The following is a 19,385-nucleotide window of genomic DNA, read 5'->3' as shown; positions in this document are numbered from 1 at the left end:
ACTCCAGACCTGCCCGTCAGTTGAGTTGTGGATATCGGCCGGAGTCATCCATCTCGTACCGTTCCACGCCGATGACCGCGCTTGTCGGCAGAGAGTCGTAGAGGTGCGGGAACTGCGTTCCGTCATCGCTCGGCGGGTCGCCGTCTTCCCACACGATCTCGCCGCCCACTCGCTGCGGATCGATGCTCAACAGAACAAGATCGGAATGATCTCGATAGAGCAGATTGGCCGGGATGTGGACTTGTGTGCGTTCAGACAGGTGCACGAACCCCTGCTGCGTCAGCGACTCCGGTTCCAGGACGCCACTCGAACGTGCCTCGAGCCAGTCGGATATCGAGCACAAATGAACCAGGTGGACGCCGTCACTCACCCTTACCAGCCTGCCGCATCACCCGGTACCTGCGCCAGAGTCAATTTCGGACGATCGCGCCGAGAAGACGATGGCGGCGACCACCAGCACCATTCCGCACACCTCGGTCCACGAAGGCACCTGCGCCAATGCGATGGCGCCCACCACCGTCGCGGTCAGTGGCAGCAGTGCGAGCAGCAAGGCGAACTGGGACCGTCCGAGTCGGGCGAGCACCACCTGGTCGAGCAGATACGGCACGGCGCTCGACAACACGCCGACCGCGACCCCGAGCGCCAGGACCCGCCAGCTCCAGAGCTCTCCGGGCGAGATGGTCGTCGTGACGCCTATCACCACCGGGGCGCAGATGGCCCCGGCGACGCTGAGACCGATGGCCAGGTCGTCGATCCCGTTGCGCCACGCCGGGCCGGCCGGCGCCGAGTCGGCATGTACGTTCCCCGTCGACACCATCTTGCCGACCACGATGTAGCCGGCCCACAATCCGGCGGCCACCAGGGCAAACAGCACCCCGAGCGGCGCACCGGAAAAACTCGCCCCGCTGAGCAGGACAACGCCCACCAGCACCGACACCACCGCAACCCCGTCCGACATCGTCCGCGAACCCGCTGCTGCGACGACGATCGGCCCGAGGAACTCGATCGCGACGGCCACCCCGAGGTCGATATGGTCGATCGCCAGGTAGAAGGACATGTTCATACCCATGGTGATCAGCCCGAAAGCAGCTGCGATCGCGAGTCGGCGAGGTGGATAGGATCCCTCCCCCCTCGGCCATCGCCGCGCTGCGATCGGCCACCACAGCGCCAACAGCACGAGTCCGGCGGCGGTGGCCCGAAGCCAGGCCACCGCCGCCGGGTTGAGCTGGGAGAACAGCGGCACCGCAACCGATGCACCGACGTACTGGCACACCGCCCCGATGATGAAGAGCAGAGGTAGGTTGGCGGAGATCCGTTCCGACCGGGAGGGATCGACACGGCTGCTCATGCGCTCACTGTAGGCATGACGACCGCGGTGATGACCCGGCGAGGTAGGCGTACTGGGGCGCATTCCATGGGCCCGCGACACACAGATGTTGCCGATCGAAAACCTGCTGTTACGGGTGAGTGACGACACACGCCGAGGCACCCGGGAACAAAGCCGAATCCCTGATCGTCTGAAAGAGTGAGAGTGGATGCACCACCCCGGTGTGTTAGCTCGCGAAGGGACCGCGCCAGCGCAGGCCCGGGACGGAGGAAAAAATGTCAGAGACCATCACCACGCCCCCGATCTCCATGCCGTTGACCACTGCCGACCGCTGTGATCGATGTGGTGCAGCAGCCCGTGTACGCGCTGTCCTCTCCACAGGTGGCGAGTTGCTGTTCTGCCGCCACCACTTCAACGAGCACGAAGCCCGGCTGGTGGACATGGGCGCCACCGTGATCACGAACGAGGAAGAGCTCGTCTGACACGCCGAAAACACAACACCGCCGCGGTTCACTCACTGTGAACCGCGGCGGTGTCGTTTGCGGGGTCGGTCTGGGCCCAGTAACTTCTCACAAGTCCTAACGCCAGGTGCGCAGCGCCTCGATCCGAGCCTGGAGTTGTTCTGCTGTGGCCATCGCTGTGGGCGGTCCCCCGAGCTTCGCACGCAATTCGTTGTGGACCAGCCCGTGCGGTTTTCCGGTCCGGTGGTGATGCATCGCGACAAGGCTGTTCAGCTCCCGGCGCAACGCACTGAGCTGATTGCCCACGGTGGGTTCGCGCGGTGTGGCCGGCGCAGCCGCGGGACCGGCACTGCGGGCCTCGATCTGATCGGACTGGCGCTTCTGCAACAGGTCCCGCACCTGGTCGGCATCGAGCAGCCCCGGGAGGCCGAGATAGTCGGCCTCCTCGTCACTGCCCGAGAACGTGGCCGTACCGAACGAGGACCCGTCGAAGATCACCTGGTCCAACTCGGCGTCGGCGTGCAGGGACTCGAACCCCCGTTCGTCGTCCTTCTCGTCCTTGGTCTTGTTGGCGTCGTTCAGCAGCGCGTCGTCGAGTCCCTCGGACTCGCGGTGCGGTTTGCCGAGCACATGGTCGCGTTGGGCTTCGAGCTGGCTGGCCAGTTGAAGCAGCACGGGCACCGAGGGAAGGAACACACTCGCGTTCTCTCCGGGCCGCCGCGACCGCACGAACCGGCCGATCGCCTGAGCGAAATACAACGGGGTCGATGCACTGGTGGCGTAGACGCCGACTGCCAAGCGCGGCACGTCGACGCCCTCCGACACCATGCGGACCGCGACCATCCACTCATCGTCGGAGTCACCGAATTCCGCGATCCTGCTCGACGACTTGGGGTCGTCGGACAGGACGACCGCCGGGGCCTTACCGGTGATGGCTTGCAGGAGTTCGGCGTAGTCGCGTGCGACGGTCTGATCGCTGGCGATCACCAGCCCACCGGCATCGGGCATCCCTGATGTGCGGAGCTGCCGCAGCCGGGTGTGCGCGGCCTGCAGGACGGCGGGGATCCAGTCTCCGTGTGGGTCCAGGGCGGTCCGCCAGGCGCGTGCGGTGTGCTCGGCCGACAGCGGCTCACCCAGGCGGGCGGTGAACTCTTCCCCCGCGTTGTTTCGCCAGCTTGCCTCCCCCGAGTACGCGAGGAAGACAACCGGCCGGACCACGCCGTCCGCAAGGGCATCGGAATACCCGTAGACGTAGTCGGCGACCGAACGCGCCCCACCGCCCGGCTCGGGTTCGTAGTTGATGAACGGGATGGGGCTGTCGTCGGACCGGAACGGGGTTCCCGTCAACGCCAGACGCCTGGTCGCGTCGGAGAACGCCTCGCGGATCGCATCTCCCCAACTCTTCGCGTCGCCTCCGTGGTGGATCTCGTCGAGGATCACCAGGGTGCGGCGGTTCTCGGTTCGCACCCGGTGTCGAGCCGGGTGCGCCGCGACCTGCGCATAGGTCACGACGACACCCTGGAAGTCCGAACTGGTCTGGCCGGTGCTGTTGCTGAACCGTGAATCGAGGGCAATTCCCGCGCGCGCGGCCGCTGCGGCCCACTGGTGCTTGAGGTGCTCGGTGGGCGCGACGACGGTGACCTGATCCACGGTGCGGTCGGTCAGCAATTCGGTGGCGATCCGCAGACCGAACGTCGTCTTGCCTGCACCCGGGGTCGCGACCGCCAGGAAGTCTCGCGGTGCCGCGGACAGATATTTGGTCAGCGCGCGTCGCTGCCAGGTACGCAGCGACGACGCGGCAGGCGCGGGCGCTGGGTCGGACGTGACCTGTGATCCGGTGGCGGCAAAAGGTCGGGTCACGACAGGGCACAACTCCTAGCTGCGATGAAATCGGATTCCACCCGTCCGGGCTGGTCGGACGGTCGGTGCCCTGCCGAGGGGCAGATCGGCCACTGCACGGGTCCGTCGGGCACCGGCAAAATGTTACCGCGCCCGCAGCCGTGCGAGCGACCGCGGCGGCGGCGCGGCATCACGCATCGCATCCGAACTTCGGCAATGCTGGACACCATCGCTCCTCCAAACGATCCCCAATCCGAACCCGCCCCGAAGAAGCCGGCGCGCGGCGCTCACGCAGATCCCCGCGACGCCCCGGCGTCGCGGCCACCGGTCCTCAAAACGATTCCCCGGCTGCTCTGGCGCACGATCACGAAGTCGTGGGACGACTCGATCTTTGCCATGTCCGCGCAGGCCGCGTTCTGGCAGACGTTGTCCTTGCCACCACTGCTGCTGGGCATCCTGGGCAGTCTCGGCTACATCGCAGGCTGGTTCGGCCCGAACACCGAACAGATCATCTCCGACCGGATCATCGGCTTCGCGGACCGTACGTTCAGCCAGAACGTGGTCGACGAGATCATCACCCCCACCGTCGACAACGTCCTCGTCAGCGGTCGCGCAGAAGTCATCTCTCTCGGGTTCCTGCTGTCACTGTGGGCCGGGTCCTCGGCGATGTCCAGCTTTGTCGATTCCATCGTGGTCGCCCACGGTCAACACAACGTCCGGCATGCGGTGACCCAACGTCTGTTCGCCCTCTGGCTCTACGTCTGCTTCCTCATCCTGTCGGTGTTCACGCTGCCGCTGGTTGCCCTGGGCCCCACGTACGTGCGTCAGGTGGTGCCCGATGCGTGGCGCGAGACCGGCTCACAGCTGGTCGACTACGGCTACTTCCCGGCTGTGGCGGTCCTGCTGTTGATCGGGCTGACCACGCTCTACCGGGTTGCCTTGGCCAATCCACTGCCGTGGCACCGGCTGCTGTGCGGTGCGCTCCTCGCCGGCGCGGTGTTCTGGCTCGCCAGCGCGGTACTGCGCTGGTACCTGTCCATCATCACCCAGACCGGGTACAGCTACGGGGCGCTGGCCACGCCGATCGCGTTCCTGCTGTTCACGTTCTTCCTGGGATTCGCCATCGTGATCGGCGCGGAGTTCAACGCCATCGTGCAGGAGACGTGGCCCGCCAACCCGAGCAAGATCGATCAGGTACGCGACTGGGTCTCGGCGCAGACCAGCGACATCACCGACCAGCTCAAGACCGTTCCGAAGAGACTGCCTACGGGCCCGATCCGCAAACCGGATCTCGAGACGACCGAACCGCCGCAGTCGCCCCAGGCCGCAGCCCCGGACCGCCCCCTCGACAGTGAGCGGTAGTCAGTCCTTCTTCATGCGGGAGTAGATCTTCTTGCATTTCGGGCACACCGGGGACCCGGGCTTCGCCGACTTGGTGACGGGGAAGGTCTCGCCGCACAGCGCGACAACGATGTTGCCCATGACAGCGCTCTCGACGATCTTGTCTTTCTTCACGTAATGGAAGAACTTCGGGGTGTCGTCTTCGGTGGTCTCATCGGTGGTGACATCGGGGCGTTCGACGGTCTGCGTATCCATGGGCTCAATTCTGCATCGCTGCGGCGGTGTCGGCCAACGGGCGTGCCGTAGGGGTCACACCGCGCACGGTGGCTGTCCGGCCAGGAAAGGTGGATAGTGGAGCCGTGGGTCCGAAAGAGCACGCGACCGAGACATATCTGATCACCCAGGCGCAGACGTCCCTGGAGGAGCAGCACCGTACTCGAGTACGCAAATACTTGACGCTGATGGCGTTTCGCGTTCCGGCGCTTGTCATCGCGGGGCTCGTCTATGGCGCCACCCAGAACGGTCTGCTGGCACTTGGGATCATCGTGCTGTCCATTCCCATCCCGTGGGTGGCGGTCCTGATCGCCAATGATCGACCGCCTCGCGCCAAGGGTGAGGTACCCCAGTACAAGTACGGCCCGGACAATCACCGGCAGCTCACCGACGGGGCCACCTTCAACGGGCTCGACCGACGACGCGAGTGAGCACCGCTCGATCCGTCGAGGACCTGGCGTCCATTGCGGCCGGTCTGCGCTCGGCGTTCCTCCGCACCGACTACACCGCCGACGGGATCCTGAACCTACTGGGAACCGACGCGCATGATGCGCTAGGTCGCGGCGAACCCGTACCGGTCCGCCGTGCATGCGCGGACGGGGGTGAGCTGGGCGTCCTCATCCGGCTGCTGTTGTTGGGGGACACGTGCCCGGTGGGCGACGTGGCTGCTGCCCTGAAGCCCGTGTCGGTCGACGATGCGGTGCGCGTCGGGATGCTCGATAACGACGGTCGCGGTGTGCGAGCCGCGATCGATGTCCGGCCAGTGGATTTCGGGACGGGGTCGCGTTGGCTGTTCTCCGACCTCGACGGCAGCATGCGGCGGATCGCCATCACCGAAGATCATGTCCTGGGAGTCGGGCAGGCGTCGTTGTCACTGCTCAGAGCGACGGCAACCGAGCCGGTCGGCACACTTCTCGACATCGGGACGGGCTGTGGTGTGCAGGCGATCCATGCTGCCGACTTCGCTCGTCACATCACCGCCACCGACATCACCGGGCGATCACTGGCGATGACCCGCGCCGGCGTGGCCATCAATGACATCGCGCCCGAACGGGTCTCAGTGGCGCGTGGTGCCTGGTTCGGACCGGTCGGGGGATCGCGTTTCGACCACGTCGTCGCGAACCCGCCGTTTGTGGTGGGTCTCCCGTCCGTGACGCATTCGTACCGCGACTCCGGCCTCGACCTCGACGGTGCCAGCGAATTGATGTGCCGAACAGCACCGGACTTCCTCGCCGAGGGCGGCACTGCCTCGATGTTGGCGTCGTGGACCATCCGCGGCGACGACTGGCGCGAGAGGGTCGCGCAGTGGATCCCAGACCACGGTGTGGACGCGTGGGTGGTCCAGCGCGACGTCGCCGATCCGGCGCTCTATGTCGGCACGTGGCTGCGCGACGCCGGGCATGACCTGCGCGATCCTGCGGCTGCGGAGTTGGCGGACCGATGGTTGAGCCATCTGGACGATGCCGGTGTCCTGGGCATCGGTTTCGGCTTCGTCTTCCTGCGCCGCACCGATGAGCCCACCGACCTGCTGGCCGAAGAGATGAGTCAGGCGTTCGACGACCCACTCGGCCCCGAGGCGGCCGAGTATCTGCGTCGGGTCGCGTGGTTACGCCAGCACGATCTGGGTGAGGAACGCTTCAGCGTGCGTGGGGGCGCCGCGCTCGAACGGGTCGCGACGCTGACCGGCGACGACGGCTGGGAGGACGTGGCCACCCGCATCCACCGCGGAGACGGACCCCGGTGGAGTCACGAGATAGATGCACTCGGCCGATCCCTGCTGGCTGGGCTTCGGCCCGACGGATTGTGCCTCGATGAGGTGGCCGAGCTGCTCGCCATGGCCACCGGGTCCGACCCCCTGGATCCGGGTGATGTGCACGCGTTGATCGAGGGTCTGGTGCGTCACGGAATCGTCGTCCCTGCGGGGATGTAGCGGGCTCTGCCGGGAAAGCTCAGTTCACTCTCAGTAACTTCTCAGACCGCCTTCGCAAAAGACGCAGGTCAGGGCATCCAGCGCGGGAACACGTCGCGGAACTATCTGGTGAGGCTCAGCCGTTGAACTCTGTGAAGACAATCGCACTCGAGGAGGCCGACATGTCCAGCCCCACCACCATCCGTCCGGCAATGACCGAACAGGACCTGGATGCACAGAGCCCGGCCGCGGACCTGGTCCGCGTCTATTTGAACGGTATCGGCCGCACCGCCCTCCTGAACGCCGAGCAGGAAGTCGAACTGGCGAAGCAGATCGAGGTCGGCCTCTACGCCAAGCATGTCCTGGCCACCCGCAGGCGTCTGTCCGCGGTCAAGAAGCGCGATCTGGCCCAACTGGTCCGTGAAGGTGAGTCGGCCCGCTCACATCTGCTCGAAGCCAACCTCCGCCTGGTGGTCTCGCTGGCCAAGCGTTACACCGGCCGCGGCATGCCGCTCCTCGACCTGATCCAGGAAGGCAACCTGGGTCTGATCCGAGCGATGGAGAAGTTCGACTACGCCAAGGGCTTCAAGTTCTCGACCTACGCCACCTGGTGGATCCGTCAGGCCATCACCCGCGGTATGGCCGACCAGAGCCGCACGATCCGGCTCCCTGTCCACCTGGTGGAGCAGGTCAACAAGCTGGCGCGCATCAAACGCGAACTCCATCAGCAGCTCGGCCGTGAGGCCACCGACGAGGAGCTGTCGTCGGAGTCGGGCATCCCGGCCGAGAAGATCGCCGATCTGCTCGACCACAGCCGCGACCCGGTGAGCCTGGACATGCCGGTCGGCAGCGACGAAGAAGCTCCCCTGGGCGACTTCATCGAGGATGCGGAGGCCACCTCCGCGGAAAATGCCGTGATCGCCGGTCTTCTGCACACCGACGTGCGCACGGTGCTCTCCACCCTCGACGAGCGTGAGCAGCAGGTCATCCGCCTGCGCTTCGGACTCGACGATGGCCAGCCACGCACTCTCGATCAGATCGGGCGGATGTTCGGCTTGTCGCGTGAACGTGTTCGCCAGATCGAGCGCGAAGTGATGTCGAAGCTGCGCCAGGGCGAACGCGCCGAGCGGCTCCGCGCCTACGCGAGCTGATCGCGCCGTACGTCTTCACTCGAGCGTAAAGCCGCCACCGATTCATCGGTGGCGGCTTTTCTCGTCATGGATCGCGTATCACCCCAGACGGCGGGGACCTGAATCGTGTTTGGTGGGAACGGGCCCCACGTGCATGCGTGCCGCGAGCACGGCCACCCCACCCGGCGTGGCATGGATCGGGTCGCACACCACCTCGCGTGCCTCGGGGATGTCGTCGACCAGGGCCGAGATACGGGTGACCAGGTCGATGAGCGCATCCTTGTTCACCGGCTCTGAACCGCCGTAGCCTGACAACAGTGGCGCCGACCGCGGCGCCTCGATCAGGTCGGCGGCGTCGCTCTCGGTGAGCGGCAAGGCCCGATACGCCCTGTCTCCCAGCAGATCACTTGTCACGCCGGCCAGTCCGAACGACATGAGCGACCCGAACGACGGGTCGTCGCGCACCCTGATGACCGTGCTGATCCCCTTGGGTGCCATCTGCTGGACGTGCAGACGGGATTCGCCGGTCACCTCACCCAGCTCCACCACCGCGAGCCGTACCGCATGCTGGTCGGGTAGATCCAGGCGCACACCCTCGCGATCGGCTCGGCCTCGCCATTCTTCCGAGAACGCTTTGACGGCAACGGGATACCCGAGTTCGTCCGCAGCCGCGACGCTTTCCTCGACGCTGTTGATCTCCCGGAAGGGGACGATGTGGATGCCGTAGCAGGCGAGCACCTCGGCGGTTGCCGCGTCGTCGAGCTCGGTGACGTCCCCACCCTGTGCGTCGACGGCCTCCCGGACGAGACGGCGAGCGGTGTCGGGATCCACATCGGCAGGCCGGCGGACCTGGGACGGTGGCCGCGACCGCCACTGCGAGTATCGCCACGAATATCCGAGTGCCTCGGCGGCCCGCTCGGGCCCTGGATAGGACGGGATCGATCCGCGTGCGGGTGTTCCGTGTGGTCCGAGGACGGTGAGGTTCTGCGGAATACCCTCCACCGCGAGGAAGGTGGTCACCACCGGTTTGTCGGAGTCGGCCATCCCGGTCATCAACGCCTGGGCGTACCGGTCCACGCTCACTGCCACCGGCGGGACGAACACGGCTATCAACGCATCCACCCCGTCGTCGGCGGCTGCCGTTCGAACGGCGGCCTCGAACTCCTCCGGGGATGCACCGGGCCCGAGATCGACCCGCTGAACCGCTTCGAGGCCGAAGTGGCTACCGGCTTCCTGTGCCAGCACTCCCAGCGCCGTCGAGTTGCCGACGATGCTGACCCGGGGACCACGCGGAAGGGGTTGGTAGGCGAAGACCGTCGCGCAGTCGAACAGCGCCGATATTGTGCCCACCTGGATGACGCCGGACTGGGCGAGGATGGCCCGGGTGCTCTCGTCGTCGAGCGAGTGGTCGGCAGCGGCCATCGCAGGTGGCACGGCACCGCGGCCCGACTTGACCGCGACAACCGGTTTGCCGCTTGCCACCCGCCGGGCGAGGCGGGTGAACTTCCTGGGGTTACCGAAGCTCTCCAGATACAGCAGCACCACCTCGGTGTCCGGATCGCTGTCCCAGTACTGCAGCAGGTCATTACCGGACACGTCAGCACGGTTACCTGCCGACACAAACGTCGACAAACCCAGTTGGCGTCGGGCGGCAGCGTCCAGGATCGCGATGCCGAGGGCGCCCGACTGGCAGAAGAAGCCGACCGCACCTCGCCCGGGAACCAACGGCGCCAGTGTGGCATTGAGACCGACAGCCGGATCGGTGTTTGCCACACCGAGGGCGTTGGGCCCCACCAGCCGCATTCCGTGCTCACGGACGGACTCGACCAGACGTCGCTCGGATTCGAGCCCGGAATCGCTGGTCTCGCTGAATCCGGAGGACAGCACGAGCATCGTCTTGACACCCTTGGACAGACAGTCGTCGAGAACGTCCTCGACCGCGTCGGCCGGAACCGCGACGATGGCCAGGTCCACAGGATCCGGGATGTCGCGCACCGTCGGATAGGCGCGGATGCCGCGCACGGCCCGGTGCTCGGAATTGACCGGATACACGGGCCCGGTGAACCCCGCGGCGATCACGTTCGCCAGCACCGCGTTGCCGACCTTCAGTCTGTCCACGGAAGCGCCGATGACCGCAACCGACGTCGGCCGCAACAGATTTGCCACACTTCGGGCTTCTGATCCGCGCTCGCGCGCGTTGCGCACCGACAGCAGGGCTTCGGTCGGGTCGATGGTGAATTCGACGTGGATGGTGCTGCCGTCGAAGCTACGTCGTAGCTGATATCCCGCGTCCCGGAACACCGCCACCATGTTCGGGTTCTCGGCCAGCACCTCGGCTTCGAACTTTTCGAATCCGCATTCTGCGGCGGCACCGGCGAGGTGTTCGAGCAGGATCGGGCCCAGTCCCCTCCCCTGGTGCTCGTCGGCGACCACGAAGGCAACCTCGGCCGTCCCGGGTTTACCGTCGGCTGCCAGGCTCTCGTAGATGCCGATGGCGATGATCTCGCCGCCGAGCATGCCGACGAACGCGACACGGCTGTAGTGGTCCACGGTCGTCATCCGCGCGAGTTCGCGAGGCGGGATCTGCGGGAACGGCCCGAAGTAGCGCAGGTAGCGCGTGCGCTCGGACAGCCGCGAGTGGAAGCGGACGAGACGGTCGGCGTCCTCGGGAACGATCGGGCGCAGATGGACCACGCCGCCGTCGCTGGCGAGCACATCGGCGATCCAGTGACGCGGGTAGTCGTGGGGGCCCCGCTGATCGGGTGGCACGGTGTCAGTCACGGGGGTCCTCCGGATCGAGTCCGCTCAGCGGATACACCGCTCGGCGGGTGGCCATGATGGTGGCGTCTGTTCGGGTTTGGGCGGCATCGGTGACACCCGCCATCAGCGGCCCGCCACCATCACCGTCCCACGGCAGGTAGTCGATGTCGCCCCCGTCGGTCATGCTGTTCACGGGATCGCCGCGCAGCGTTTCGTCGAGCGCTTGGGTCTCCTCTGTCGCTGCGCGGCACCAGCTTTCATCGATGGCTGTCACCGGGTCGATGTCGTGTCCGGTGACCGCAGCGATGAGGTGGGTCCAGCTGCGCGGAACCACGTCCACGATGCCGTACCCGCCACCGCCGACCGCCAGCCAACGCCCTTCGGCGTAGGTGTCGGCGAGGTCACGCATGGCCAGGACCGCGGCGCGCTGGCCGTCGATCGTCAGCGACAGGTCGGTCAGCGGATCACGCCGGTGGCTGTCCACTCCGCACTGGCTGACGATGATCTGGGGGCGGAAGCTCTCGAGCATCCCGGGCACGATGGCGTGGAACGCGCGCAGCCACAGCTTGTCCGTGGTCTCGGGCATCAACGCGATGTTGACCGCGGTGCCCCTGCCGTCCTGCTCCCCCACCTCCTCCGGCCACCCACTGCCCGGCCAGAGCGTCGCCGGATGCTGGTGCAACGACACCGTCAGAACGCGGGGATCCGCGGCGAAGACCTTTTGCACACCGTCACCGTGGTGCGCGTCGATGTCGATGTAGGCGATGCGGTCATACCCCTGCTCGAGCAGCCACCTGATGGCGACAGCGCAGTCGTTGTAGATGCAGAAACCCGCCGCGTGACCGGGCATCGCGTGGTGCATGCCCCCACCGATGTTCACCGCTCGACGTACCGAGCCGGACGCGATTGCCGCGGCGGCCGCCATGGTGCCGCCGACGAGAACGCTGGCGGCGCTGTGCATTCCCTCGAAGATCGGGTTGTCAGTGCTACCCAGCCCGAACAGTCTCTCCAGCAAATGCGTTGCGCCGCCGACGTAGTCGTCGACCGCGGAAGCGCTGCGCACCGCGTCGAGGTAAGCCGAGGTGTGGACGGTCTGCAGCAGCCGGTCGTCGACGTTCATCGGCGGCGTGGTCTCGACACCGTCGAGCACCCCGAGCGACCGCGACAGAGACATCGTCAGGGCCAGCCGTACCGGGTTCATCGGATGCGCCGCCGTCCATCGGTATCCGAGGAAGTCGTCGCTCCAGATCACCGCGGCCGGCTCCGCACCGGGTCGATCGACAGCATTGTTCATGCTGCGAGCCTAGTTCGACTGATGCGCAGTGGGGCCCTGTCGGCCTGGTTCACCCGGACGAGGGCACGGGCGTATCGCGCCCCGTCGCCCCGCGCTACCGCTACCACCCACTCGTACAGGTAACCTTACTAGAGGACGAAAGGGATGGGGATCGTGAACGAACTGATCGACACCACCGAGATGTATCTCCGGACGATTTACGACCTCGAGGAAGAAGGCATCGTTCCGCTGCGAGCCCGTATCGCCGAGCGACTGGAACAGAGCGGCCCGACCGTGTCACAGACCGTCGCACGGATGGAACGCGACGGGTTGGTGATGGTTGCGGGTGACCGCCACCTCGAGCTGACCGACAAAGGCCGCAGCCTTGCCGTGTCGGTGATGCGTAAGCACCGGCTCGCCGAGCGGCTGCTGGTCGACGTGATCGGCATGCCGTGGGAAGACGTGCACGCCGAGGCATGCCGCTGGGAACACGTGATGAGCGAGAACGTCGAGCGACGTCTACTGGAGGTCCTCGACCACCCGACCACCTCGCCGTACGGGAACCCGATCCCCGGCCTGGACCTGCTGGGCTACGAGGACATGGCACCTCCCGGACCGATGACGCGCATCTCCGAGCTCCCGCAGGGCGAACCGGTTGCCGTGATCGTTCGACGGTTGTCCGAGCACGCCCAGTCGGACATCGAACTGATCAGCCAGCTCCGTGAGGCCGGTGTGGTGCCCAACGCGCGGGTGACCGTGTCGGTGAAGCCCGGCGCGATTGTCATCATCACCCCGGGACACGAAGGTCTGACACTGTCCGAGGAAATGGCCCACTCGCTGCAGGTCGAGAAGGTCTGAACGCACCGCAATGAAGCTTCTGGTCACCGGCGGAGCCGGTTATGTGGGTAGCGTCTGCGCTCGGGTGCTGATCGAGCACGGCCACGACGTCACCATCATCGACAATCTCTCCACCGGCAATGTCGATGCCCTGCCCGACCACGCCGCGTTCATCCAGGGCAACGTGAGTGAGGTCGCGCCGCGAGTACTCGGCTCCGACTCATTTGACGGCGTACTCCATTTTGCCGCGCAGTCATTGGTGGGCGAATCGGTCGAGTCACCCGAAAAGTACTGGTACGGCAATGTGGTCGAGTCATTGGCCCTCCTCGAGGCGGTTCGGATTTCGGGAACTCCGCGACTGGTTTTCTCCTCCACCGCCGCCACCTACGGCGAACCTGAGTCGGTGCCGATTCTCGAGTCCTCACCGACTCGACCGACGAACCCTTACGGCGCAACCAAACTGGCCATCGACCACGCCATCACGTCCTACGCGGCGGCGCACGGACTGGCTGCGATGAGCTTGCGGTACTTCAACGTTGCGGGCGCTCATGCCGGCGCGGGCGAGAATCGTCAGGTCGAGACGCATCTGATCCCGCTGATCCTTCAGGTCGCCCTCGGACACCGCGACCACATCAAGGTCTTCGGTACCGACTATCACACCGATGACGGCACGGCGATTCGCGACTACATCCACGTGTACGACCTGGCGCAGGCACATGTGCTGGCGCTCGAATCGGCAATCGCCGGACGTCACGCGATCTACAACCTGGGCAGTGGCACGGGATTCTCTGTGCGGCAAGTCATCTCGGCATGTGCCGAGGTGACGGGTCTCGACATCCCCGTCGTCGATGCGCCGCGTCGCGCCGGCGACCCCGCTGTCCTGATCGCCTCGAGCGACAAGGCCATCGCCGACCTCGGGTGGTACCCCGAGAAGACGGACCTGCCGGTCATCGTCAGCGACGCCTGGGAGTTCACGCGGACCCTCGGCGATCGAGCGCACTCGGCGGCCGCCGCCGCTCGATGACGTCCGTTCTCAGGCCGCCGGCCGCATCACGGGGTCCGGAAGTGTCACGCCCAGTGACCGGGCGACGATGAATCCTGATTCGGCGCATTCGCTGATCCTGTTGGGTGGGATCCCCCGCACGAGGGCATCGCTGTACAGCACCGCCATCGAATAGTCCGGGCAGGCACGCAACGCGACGTCGAATGCGGTGCCTGCCATCGCCCCGTTGCCGTGTACGTAGTAGATGAACCCGAGCAAAGTAGCCGCAGATGCCTGTCCACGACCGCGGAGCCGGCGAGCAGCCTGCGTCCACGCGCGTTCGGCGTCCATCCATCGGTCGGTGACCGCCAACGCCAGCAGTGAGTCGCGCACGTAGAACTCGCGAAGGGCCTTGTCGAAGAACCGGAGATCGGCACACGTCAGCTCACGACCGTCCTCGAGCACGTCCAGGGCCCTCTCGAGGTCGAGGCTCTCCTGCAGCCGGCGCAGGCCATCGACCAAGGTCGGCAAGGCAATTCGCTGCGGCGCCGCCGACTCGGCCCACTGTCGCAGTGTCGATGGAGCGACTGTCGTCTGGTCCAGCGACTGCGGGACCCGGTTCACCCAGTGCGCGGTGTCGTCCACTCGACCACAGTCCTGTGGCTCCAGCTCGTCGTCCTCCCCTGTGCCGAACAGCGCACTCTCAGCGCGTTCGTCGTGGATCCGCCAGTACGCCCTGTCATCGTCGGCAGCCACGGCGTGGGCGTCACAGGCCGGATCCGCACAGTGCGGAAGGGCTGACAAACTGTTCACCATCTCGTCGCGGGTCATCAGTACTCGCCTGCCGTTCTTGACGGCACGTGCGATGGCCACCGGGCTGATCGTCGGGTCACCCACCACACCCGTGGCCGGGCCGCTCCCCTGTTGTGCGTCGGACCTGTTGTCCCACATCGTTGTCCAGTGAGAACCTGATGTGATGGCGGGCGTCACGAAACCGCCGTACAGTCCGCCGACCGCGGCCAGATGCCGATCGATGATCGCGAACAGGCACCGATAGTGGGGGCTGTCGGCCGGATGGGCGCCGTCGATCACGACCCCCATCACAAGCTGTGCTTCGTACGACTCGCATACGTGCGCGAGGTGCTCGATGAGCGCGAGCATCTCCGAGGTCGGACGCCCCTTGTCATCGAGCACAAGATCGTGTCGCATGGTGGTGCCGATCTCGCCACCGTCCCCGTCGAGGGTGATGAGGACCAAGGAACGCTCCGGGATGAAACCGAGGAGGGCCGGGATGGCGGTGATCAATGCTCCCGGGCCAGAAACCGATGTCGAGTAGCTGTCAGATGTCATGCACCGATGTTCGGGTCACCCGGCGACAAAAGCGATGGCGCGAGGACCGATTCGGCCAGGTTGTCCACCGTTCCCGGGTTGTCCACAGCGGCCGACTCATCCACGCGAGCGAGAGACCGCCTTGGTGTACAACTCGTCGAGCGCCAACCCATCCGATCCGGGCCGCGGACCTGCTATGAGGGAGGTTACGTATACGCGTACCCCGTCGTTCTGGGCCACCAGCGCGGTCATCGTCTGAGTCATCGCCCCCGAGACCGTGACCCGGCGGAACGCCATCGACTCGTCGGATTCCGCGGGCGAAGGAGGCAGGATCGTGGTGGTCACGGTGGCTGTCGCACCGAATGCGTCGGTTGTGTACGACGGGCAGTTCCGGATCTGGGTCTGTAGGTCGGCCAGCGGCGAGTTCACCAGAACCGACACGGCGCTGAGAGTTCCCGCATTGGGCCCTGCGCCGGTTGCCACCCACGCAACCGCTTGCCCAGCGCCACTGGGCAACGGTCTCGGGGCGCAGTTCGGTGGATTGACACCGCCGCCCGAGGGGACACCCGCCGTATCGGCGACGACGGCGCCCAACTGGTCCCCGGTCACCTCTGTCGGTGAATACCCGGCCGGAAAGTCCGCAGCGGTGACGGATCGTGATGCGAGGTCAACGCTCGAACTCGAGTTCTTCGGCTCTGCCGACCTCGTCGGTGCAGCCGTGGGCTCACCGTCGACCGCGGAGGTGCACCCGGAGACCGCGAGGACAGCGACCATCGCGAGCAAGGACAACCCCCGTCGCCCCGCTCGAAAACCTGCCATCCGGCTCACACCGACACCCAACTCATCGGAACCACTGTGCCACCGCGAGCAGGCCATGGGGGCGCACGACACGATTAGACTGCCCACTAGTGACAGCCGCCGGGGCGACTGCTGCGCGAACATCACCGAAGACAGCGATCAGGCGACGCCGCAAGGAGAAAAACGGTTATGGGGATCATCGGCAAGCTCAAAGGTGAACTCGTCGACATCATCGAATGGATCGATGATTCGCGCTCCACGCTGGCCTGGCGTTTTCCGCGCTACAACAATGAGATCAAGAACGGCGCCGAACTCATCGTCCGTGAAGGTCAGCAGGCTGTTTTCGTCTACCGCGGACAACTGGCCGACCGTTTCGGTCCGGGTCACTACCAGCTCACCACCGAGAACCTTCCGCTCCTGAGCACCCTGCAGGGCTGGAAGCACGGGTTCAACAGTCCTTTCCGTTCCGAGGTGTACTTCATCAACACCCGGCCGGTCACCGATTTACGTTGGGGTACCGCCAATCCGGTGACGGTTCGCGACCCGGATTTCACCATGGTCCAGGTGCGGGCCAACGGTTTGTGTGTCGTTCGAGTGGCTGAACCCGACATCTTTCTTCGCGAGGTGATCGGGACCGACAGCGAGGTGGACGTGGCTGAGATCTCTGAGCTGTTGAGGCGTGTCATCACGCTGGCGTTCTCCGACATGGTCATGGAAACCGGTCTCGGCGTGATCGACCTCCAGGGTCGCCAGGTCGAGCTGTCGCAGAAACTCCGGGACTTCGTGGCCGAACGCGTCGACGACGAGTTCGGTCTGTCCATCGACTCCATCACGATGAACATCTCGCTGCCCGACGAGATCACCTCGGCGATGACGCGTGGTGTCGCCCGCGGGGTCGAGGAGGGCGGCTTCCTGAACAACGTCGGCGACCTGGGCCGCTATCAGCAGGGCAGAGCCGCCGACGCCATGCTCGCCGCAGCCCAGAACCCCGGCGGGGGCGCAATGGGCGACATGATGTCGGCCGGTATGGGCGTGGCGTTGGGCAGCCAGATGGCCGGCCAGTTCGGCGGGCAGGCGCAGCAGGCGAATGCCGCTGCGCCACAAGGGCCTCCACCGCTGCCCGGGGCCGTCACGTTCCACATCGACAACGGCGGTCAGCCTGCGGGCCCCTACACCGTCGCCCAGTTGCAAGGTGCAGTCGCGTCGGGTCAGTTCACCGGGGCAACTCTGGTGTGGACCCAGGGCATGCCCGGCTGGGCGCAGGCGGCCTCCGTTCCCGCTCTTGCGGGCTTGTTCGCGACTCCGCCACCCATCCCGACGACCACACCGACGGTGTAGCCATGAACGACGACAACTTCGGACCGCCCCCGCTGCCCGGTCATGCTGATCCGGACGCCTCGCCGTCGGGGTACGCCGCGCCGCCGTCCTTCAGCCCGCCACCGTTGCCGACGCGTGACGCGCGACCGACGGCGCCACAGCAACCGGTGCCCGGGCCATCGGACCCCGAGCGAGCCCAATTCCAGGTCACCGAGCGGACACGTACCTACCCCTGCGACACCTGCGGGGCACAGTTGGTGTTCGACCCGGCGTCACAGCAGCTGCTGTGCCCGAGTTGCGGTCGTTCTCATCAGATCGTGCTGGATACGAACCGGCGAGTGGTCGAACACGATCTGGCCTCCACGATGACCCAGCTGCGCGGACTGATCGCGGAGAACTCGTCGGGCCGAACAGTGGTGAGCGAGCGCGAGATCGTCTGCCAGAGCTGTGGCGGAAAGACCACGTTCAGCGGCACTCTGACCGCTACCCGGTGTCCGTACTGTGCCACCCCGATCCAGCGAGACGACATCCACGACGCTCCCACACGACTTCCTGTCGACGGCATCCTGCCATTCCAGGTCGACGACAAGCAGGGCCGCGAGGTGATCGAGAAGTGGATCAACAGCCGCTGGTTCGCCCCCACCGAGTTCAAGAAGTACCGCGAGGTGGGCGCCTTCAGCAGCGTGTACGCCGCCTACTTCACCTATGACGCGGACACCACGACGTCCTACACCGGAATGCGCGGCGACAACTACACGGTGACGGTCGGCAGCGGCGACAACCGGCGCACCGAGACCCGCACACGGTGGAGTCACCGTTCCGGTGTCGTGGGGGTCGACTTCGACGACGTGGCCGTTCTGGCGAACACCGGTTTCGACACCGACAAGGTGCATGAACTCGAACCCTGGCCGACTGCTCAGGCGACGCCCTTCACGCCCGAGTTCGTGGCAGGCCACCTGTGCCGTACCTACGACCACGACGCCGACCAGTGTTTTCCGGTGGCCCAGGCGCGGATCGACGCCGGGATCGACCACGCGATCCGTCGCGACATCGGTGGTGATCACCAGCGGATCAACAGCAAGGACACCAGGTACAACGCCCTCACGTTCAAGCACGTCCTGTTGCCGATCTGGCTGCTCACCGTGGTCTACGCAGGCAATCCGTTCCAGGTCTTCATCAACGGGGTGACCGGTGAGGTGCAGGGCCAACGTCCGTGGAGCAAGGTGAAGATCGCGTTCGCCGTGCTCGCGGCTCTGATCGTCACCATCGCGATTGTCGCCGCATGGTCGGCGCTGCGATGACCACACCCACCGCGAGGCCGTCGTGACCACCGCGATCGTGGTCGTTGTCCTCCTCGCGTGCGTCGCTGCTGCGGTGGGTGTGTTCCTCATGACCCGCCGGATTCGTGACAGCGCGGTCCGCTCGAACGAGATCATCCCCGGTCAGCCGACCAATGCGCCTGCGGCATGGGCGGGTTCGCATGACCCGGAAGCGCGGCTGCACCGGCGCATCCGCGATGCGCTGGCCCTGCTCCGCGCCGACCCGAAGCTCGAGTACGACGGCGAACGTATCGACACCAGGGTCCGGATCGAGCTGGCTGCAACAGATCTCGACAATTGGCTGATAGCGGCGGCCAAGACTCCCCCGCGACTGCGCGAAACCGCGCTTGCTCATGCCGGCTCCGCGGTCACCGAGTTGGAGAACGTGGCGGCCGCATTGTCCGGCGGGGCAACAATGCAGCACGATCGGGTTGACGAGCTGATCACCAGGATCAGCTCGCCGCCTGCACTGGATGCTTGACCTCCCGCG

Annotated in this window: 18 protein-coding genes; 10 read left to right on the top strand and 8 right to left on the bottom strand. The window is 66.0% G+C overall.

Annotated features, from left to right (window positions below; all coding sequences use genetic code 11):
• Nucleotides 1-16: 16 nt before the first annotated feature.
• Together CSW57_RS23545 and CSW57_RS23540 are read right to left on the bottom strand one after the other, a co-directional pair.
• Nucleotides 17-370, bottom strand: coding sequence for a DUF952 domain-containing protein (locus CSW57_RS23545; protein WP_099385013.1), 354 nt, complete (start codon nt 368-370; stop codon nt 17-19).
• Between the two features lie 18 nt (nt 371-388).
• On the bottom strand, nt 389-1,348 hold the full coding sequence (locus CSW57_RS23540) for an EamA family transporter (protein ID WP_099385012.1): 960 nt from the start codon (nt 1,346-1,348) through the stop codon (nt 389-391).
• Between the two features lie 254 nt (nt 1,349-1,602).
• On the opposite strand from CSW57_RS23540, the gene CSW57_RS23535 reads away from it, so the two are divergent.
• Nucleotides 1,603-1,809, top strand: a complete 207-nt coding sequence (locus tag CSW57_RS23535) for a DUF7455 domain-containing protein (RefSeq protein ID WP_030163359.1) — start codon at nt 1,603-1,605, stop codon at nt 1,807-1,809.
• A gap of 96 nt (nt 1,810-1,905) precedes the next feature.
• Here CSW57_RS23535 and CSW57_RS23530 read toward each other — a convergent pair whose 3' ends face one another.
• Nucleotides 1,906-3,576, bottom strand: coding sequence for a DEAD/DEAH box helicase (locus tag CSW57_RS23530; RefSeq protein WP_223249484.1), 1,671 nt, complete (start codon nt 3,574-3,576; stop codon nt 1,906-1,908).
• Nucleotides 3,577-3,843: 267 nt separating this feature from the next.
• Between CSW57_RS23530 and CSW57_RS23525 the strand changes: the two genes are divergently transcribed.
• Nucleotides 3,844-4,989: a YihY/virulence factor BrkB family protein gene (locus CSW57_RS23525; RefSeq protein ID WP_099385010.1), complete on the top strand. Its 1,146-nt coding sequence runs from the start codon at nt 3,844-3,846 to the stop codon at nt 4,987-4,989.
• Here the strand turns inward: CSW57_RS23525 and CSW57_RS23520 are convergent, their stop codons facing one another.
• Nucleotides 4,990-5,223 (bottom strand): DUF3039 domain-containing protein, encoded by a 234-nt coding sequence (locus CSW57_RS23520; RefSeq protein ID WP_099385009.1) that lies wholly within the window; start codon nt 5,221-5,223, stop codon nt 4,990-4,992.
• Nucleotides 5,224-5,291: 68 nt separating this feature from the next.
• Between CSW57_RS23520 and CSW57_RS23515 the strand changes: the two genes are divergently transcribed.
• The 3 genes from CSW57_RS23515 to CSW57_RS23505 all read left to right on the top strand — a co-directional run bounded on the left by CSW57_RS23515 (nt 5,292) and on the right by CSW57_RS23505 (nt 8,301).
• Nucleotides 5,292-5,672 (top strand): DUF3099 domain-containing protein, encoded by a 381-nt coding sequence (locus CSW57_RS23515; RefSeq protein WP_051406576.1) that lies wholly within the window; start codon nt 5,292-5,294, stop codon nt 5,670-5,672.
• Entirely contained in the window at nt 5,669-7,171 is a 1,503-nt protein-coding gene (locus CSW57_RS23510; RefSeq protein WP_099385008.1) for a DUF7782 domain-containing protein, read from the top strand. The genes CSW57_RS23515 and CSW57_RS23510 overlap by 4 nt, the downstream gene beginning before the upstream one ends.
• Before the next feature lie 161 nt (nt 7,172-7,332).
• Entirely contained in the window at nt 7,333-8,301 is a 969-nt protein-coding gene (locus tag CSW57_RS23505) for a sigma-70 family RNA polymerase sigma factor (protein WP_099385074.1), read from the top strand.
• A gap of 78 nt (nt 8,302-8,379) precedes the next feature.
• On the opposite strand, the gene CSW57_RS23500 is transcribed toward CSW57_RS23505, so the two are convergent.
• Nucleotides 8,380-11,061, bottom strand: a complete 2,682-nt coding sequence (locus CSW57_RS23500; RefSeq protein ID WP_223249468.1) for a bifunctional acetate--CoA ligase family protein/GNAT family N-acetyltransferase — start codon at nt 11,059-11,061, stop codon at nt 8,380-8,382.
• On the bottom strand, nt 11,054-12,334 hold the full coding sequence (locus CSW57_RS23495; RefSeq protein WP_099385006.1) for an acetoin utilization protein AcuC: 1,281 nt from the start codon (nt 12,332-12,334) through the stop codon (nt 11,054-11,056). The genes CSW57_RS23500 and CSW57_RS23495 overlap by 8 nt, the downstream gene beginning before the upstream one ends.
• Nucleotides 12,335-12,487: 153 nt before the next feature.
• Between CSW57_RS23495 and CSW57_RS23490 the strand changes: the two genes are divergently transcribed.
• Entirely contained in the window at nt 12,488-13,171 is a 684-nt protein-coding gene (locus CSW57_RS23490) for a metal-dependent transcriptional regulator (RefSeq protein WP_030163376.1), read from the top strand.
• A 10-nt stretch (nt 13,172-13,181) separates the two neighbouring features.
• Nucleotides 13,182-14,174: a UDP-glucose 4-epimerase GalE gene (gene galE / locus CSW57_RS23485; protein ID WP_099385005.1), complete on the top strand. Its 993-nt coding sequence runs from the start codon at nt 13,182-13,184 to the stop codon at nt 14,172-14,174.
• Nucleotides 14,175-14,183: 9 nt separating this feature from the next.
• Here the strand turns inward: galE and CSW57_RS23480 are convergent, their stop codons facing one another.
• Nucleotides 14,184-15,482, bottom strand: a complete 1,299-nt coding sequence (locus tag CSW57_RS23480; protein ID WP_099385004.1) for a DUF4192 domain-containing protein — start codon at nt 15,480-15,482, stop codon at nt 14,184-14,186.
• Between the two features lie 96 nt (nt 15,483-15,578).
• Nucleotides 15,579-16,280: a hypothetical protein gene (locus CSW57_RS23475; protein WP_143696607.1), complete on the bottom strand. Its 702-nt coding sequence runs from the start codon at nt 16,278-16,280 to the stop codon at nt 15,579-15,581.
• A gap of 168 nt (nt 16,281-16,448) precedes the next feature.
• Here CSW57_RS23475 and CSW57_RS23470 point away from each other — a divergent pair, with 168 nt between their 5' ends.
• From CSW57_RS23470 to CSW57_RS23460, 3 genes are read left to right on the top strand one after another with little or no spacing between them, the layout of a single operon-like run.
• On the top strand, nt 16,449-17,597 hold the full coding sequence (locus tag CSW57_RS23470; protein ID WP_099385002.1) for an SPFH domain-containing protein: 1,149 nt from the start codon (nt 16,449-16,451) through the stop codon (nt 17,595-17,597).
• 2 nt (nt 17,598-17,599) lie between these two features.
• The gene (locus tag CSW57_RS23465; RefSeq protein ID WP_223249467.1) at nt 17,600-18,877 is read left to right on the top strand and encodes a hypothetical protein; all 1,278 of its coding nucleotides are present in this window, start codon (nt 17,600-17,602) and stop codon (nt 18,875-18,877) included.
• A 22-nt stretch (nt 18,878-18,899) separates the two neighbouring features.
• On the top strand, nt 18,900-19,376 hold the full coding sequence (locus tag CSW57_RS23460; protein ID WP_143696606.1) for a hypothetical protein: 477 nt from the start codon (nt 18,900-18,902) through the stop codon (nt 19,374-19,376).
• Nucleotides 19,377-19,385 lie beyond the last annotated feature (9 nt).

This window comes from Williamsia muralis (genome assembly GCF_002735905.1).
Classification (GTDB): domain Bacteria; phylum Actinomycetota; class Actinomycetes; order Mycobacteriales; family Mycobacteriaceae; genus Williamsia; species Williamsia muralis_A.
This window is presented reverse-complemented; position numbering and strand designations above follow the sequence as displayed.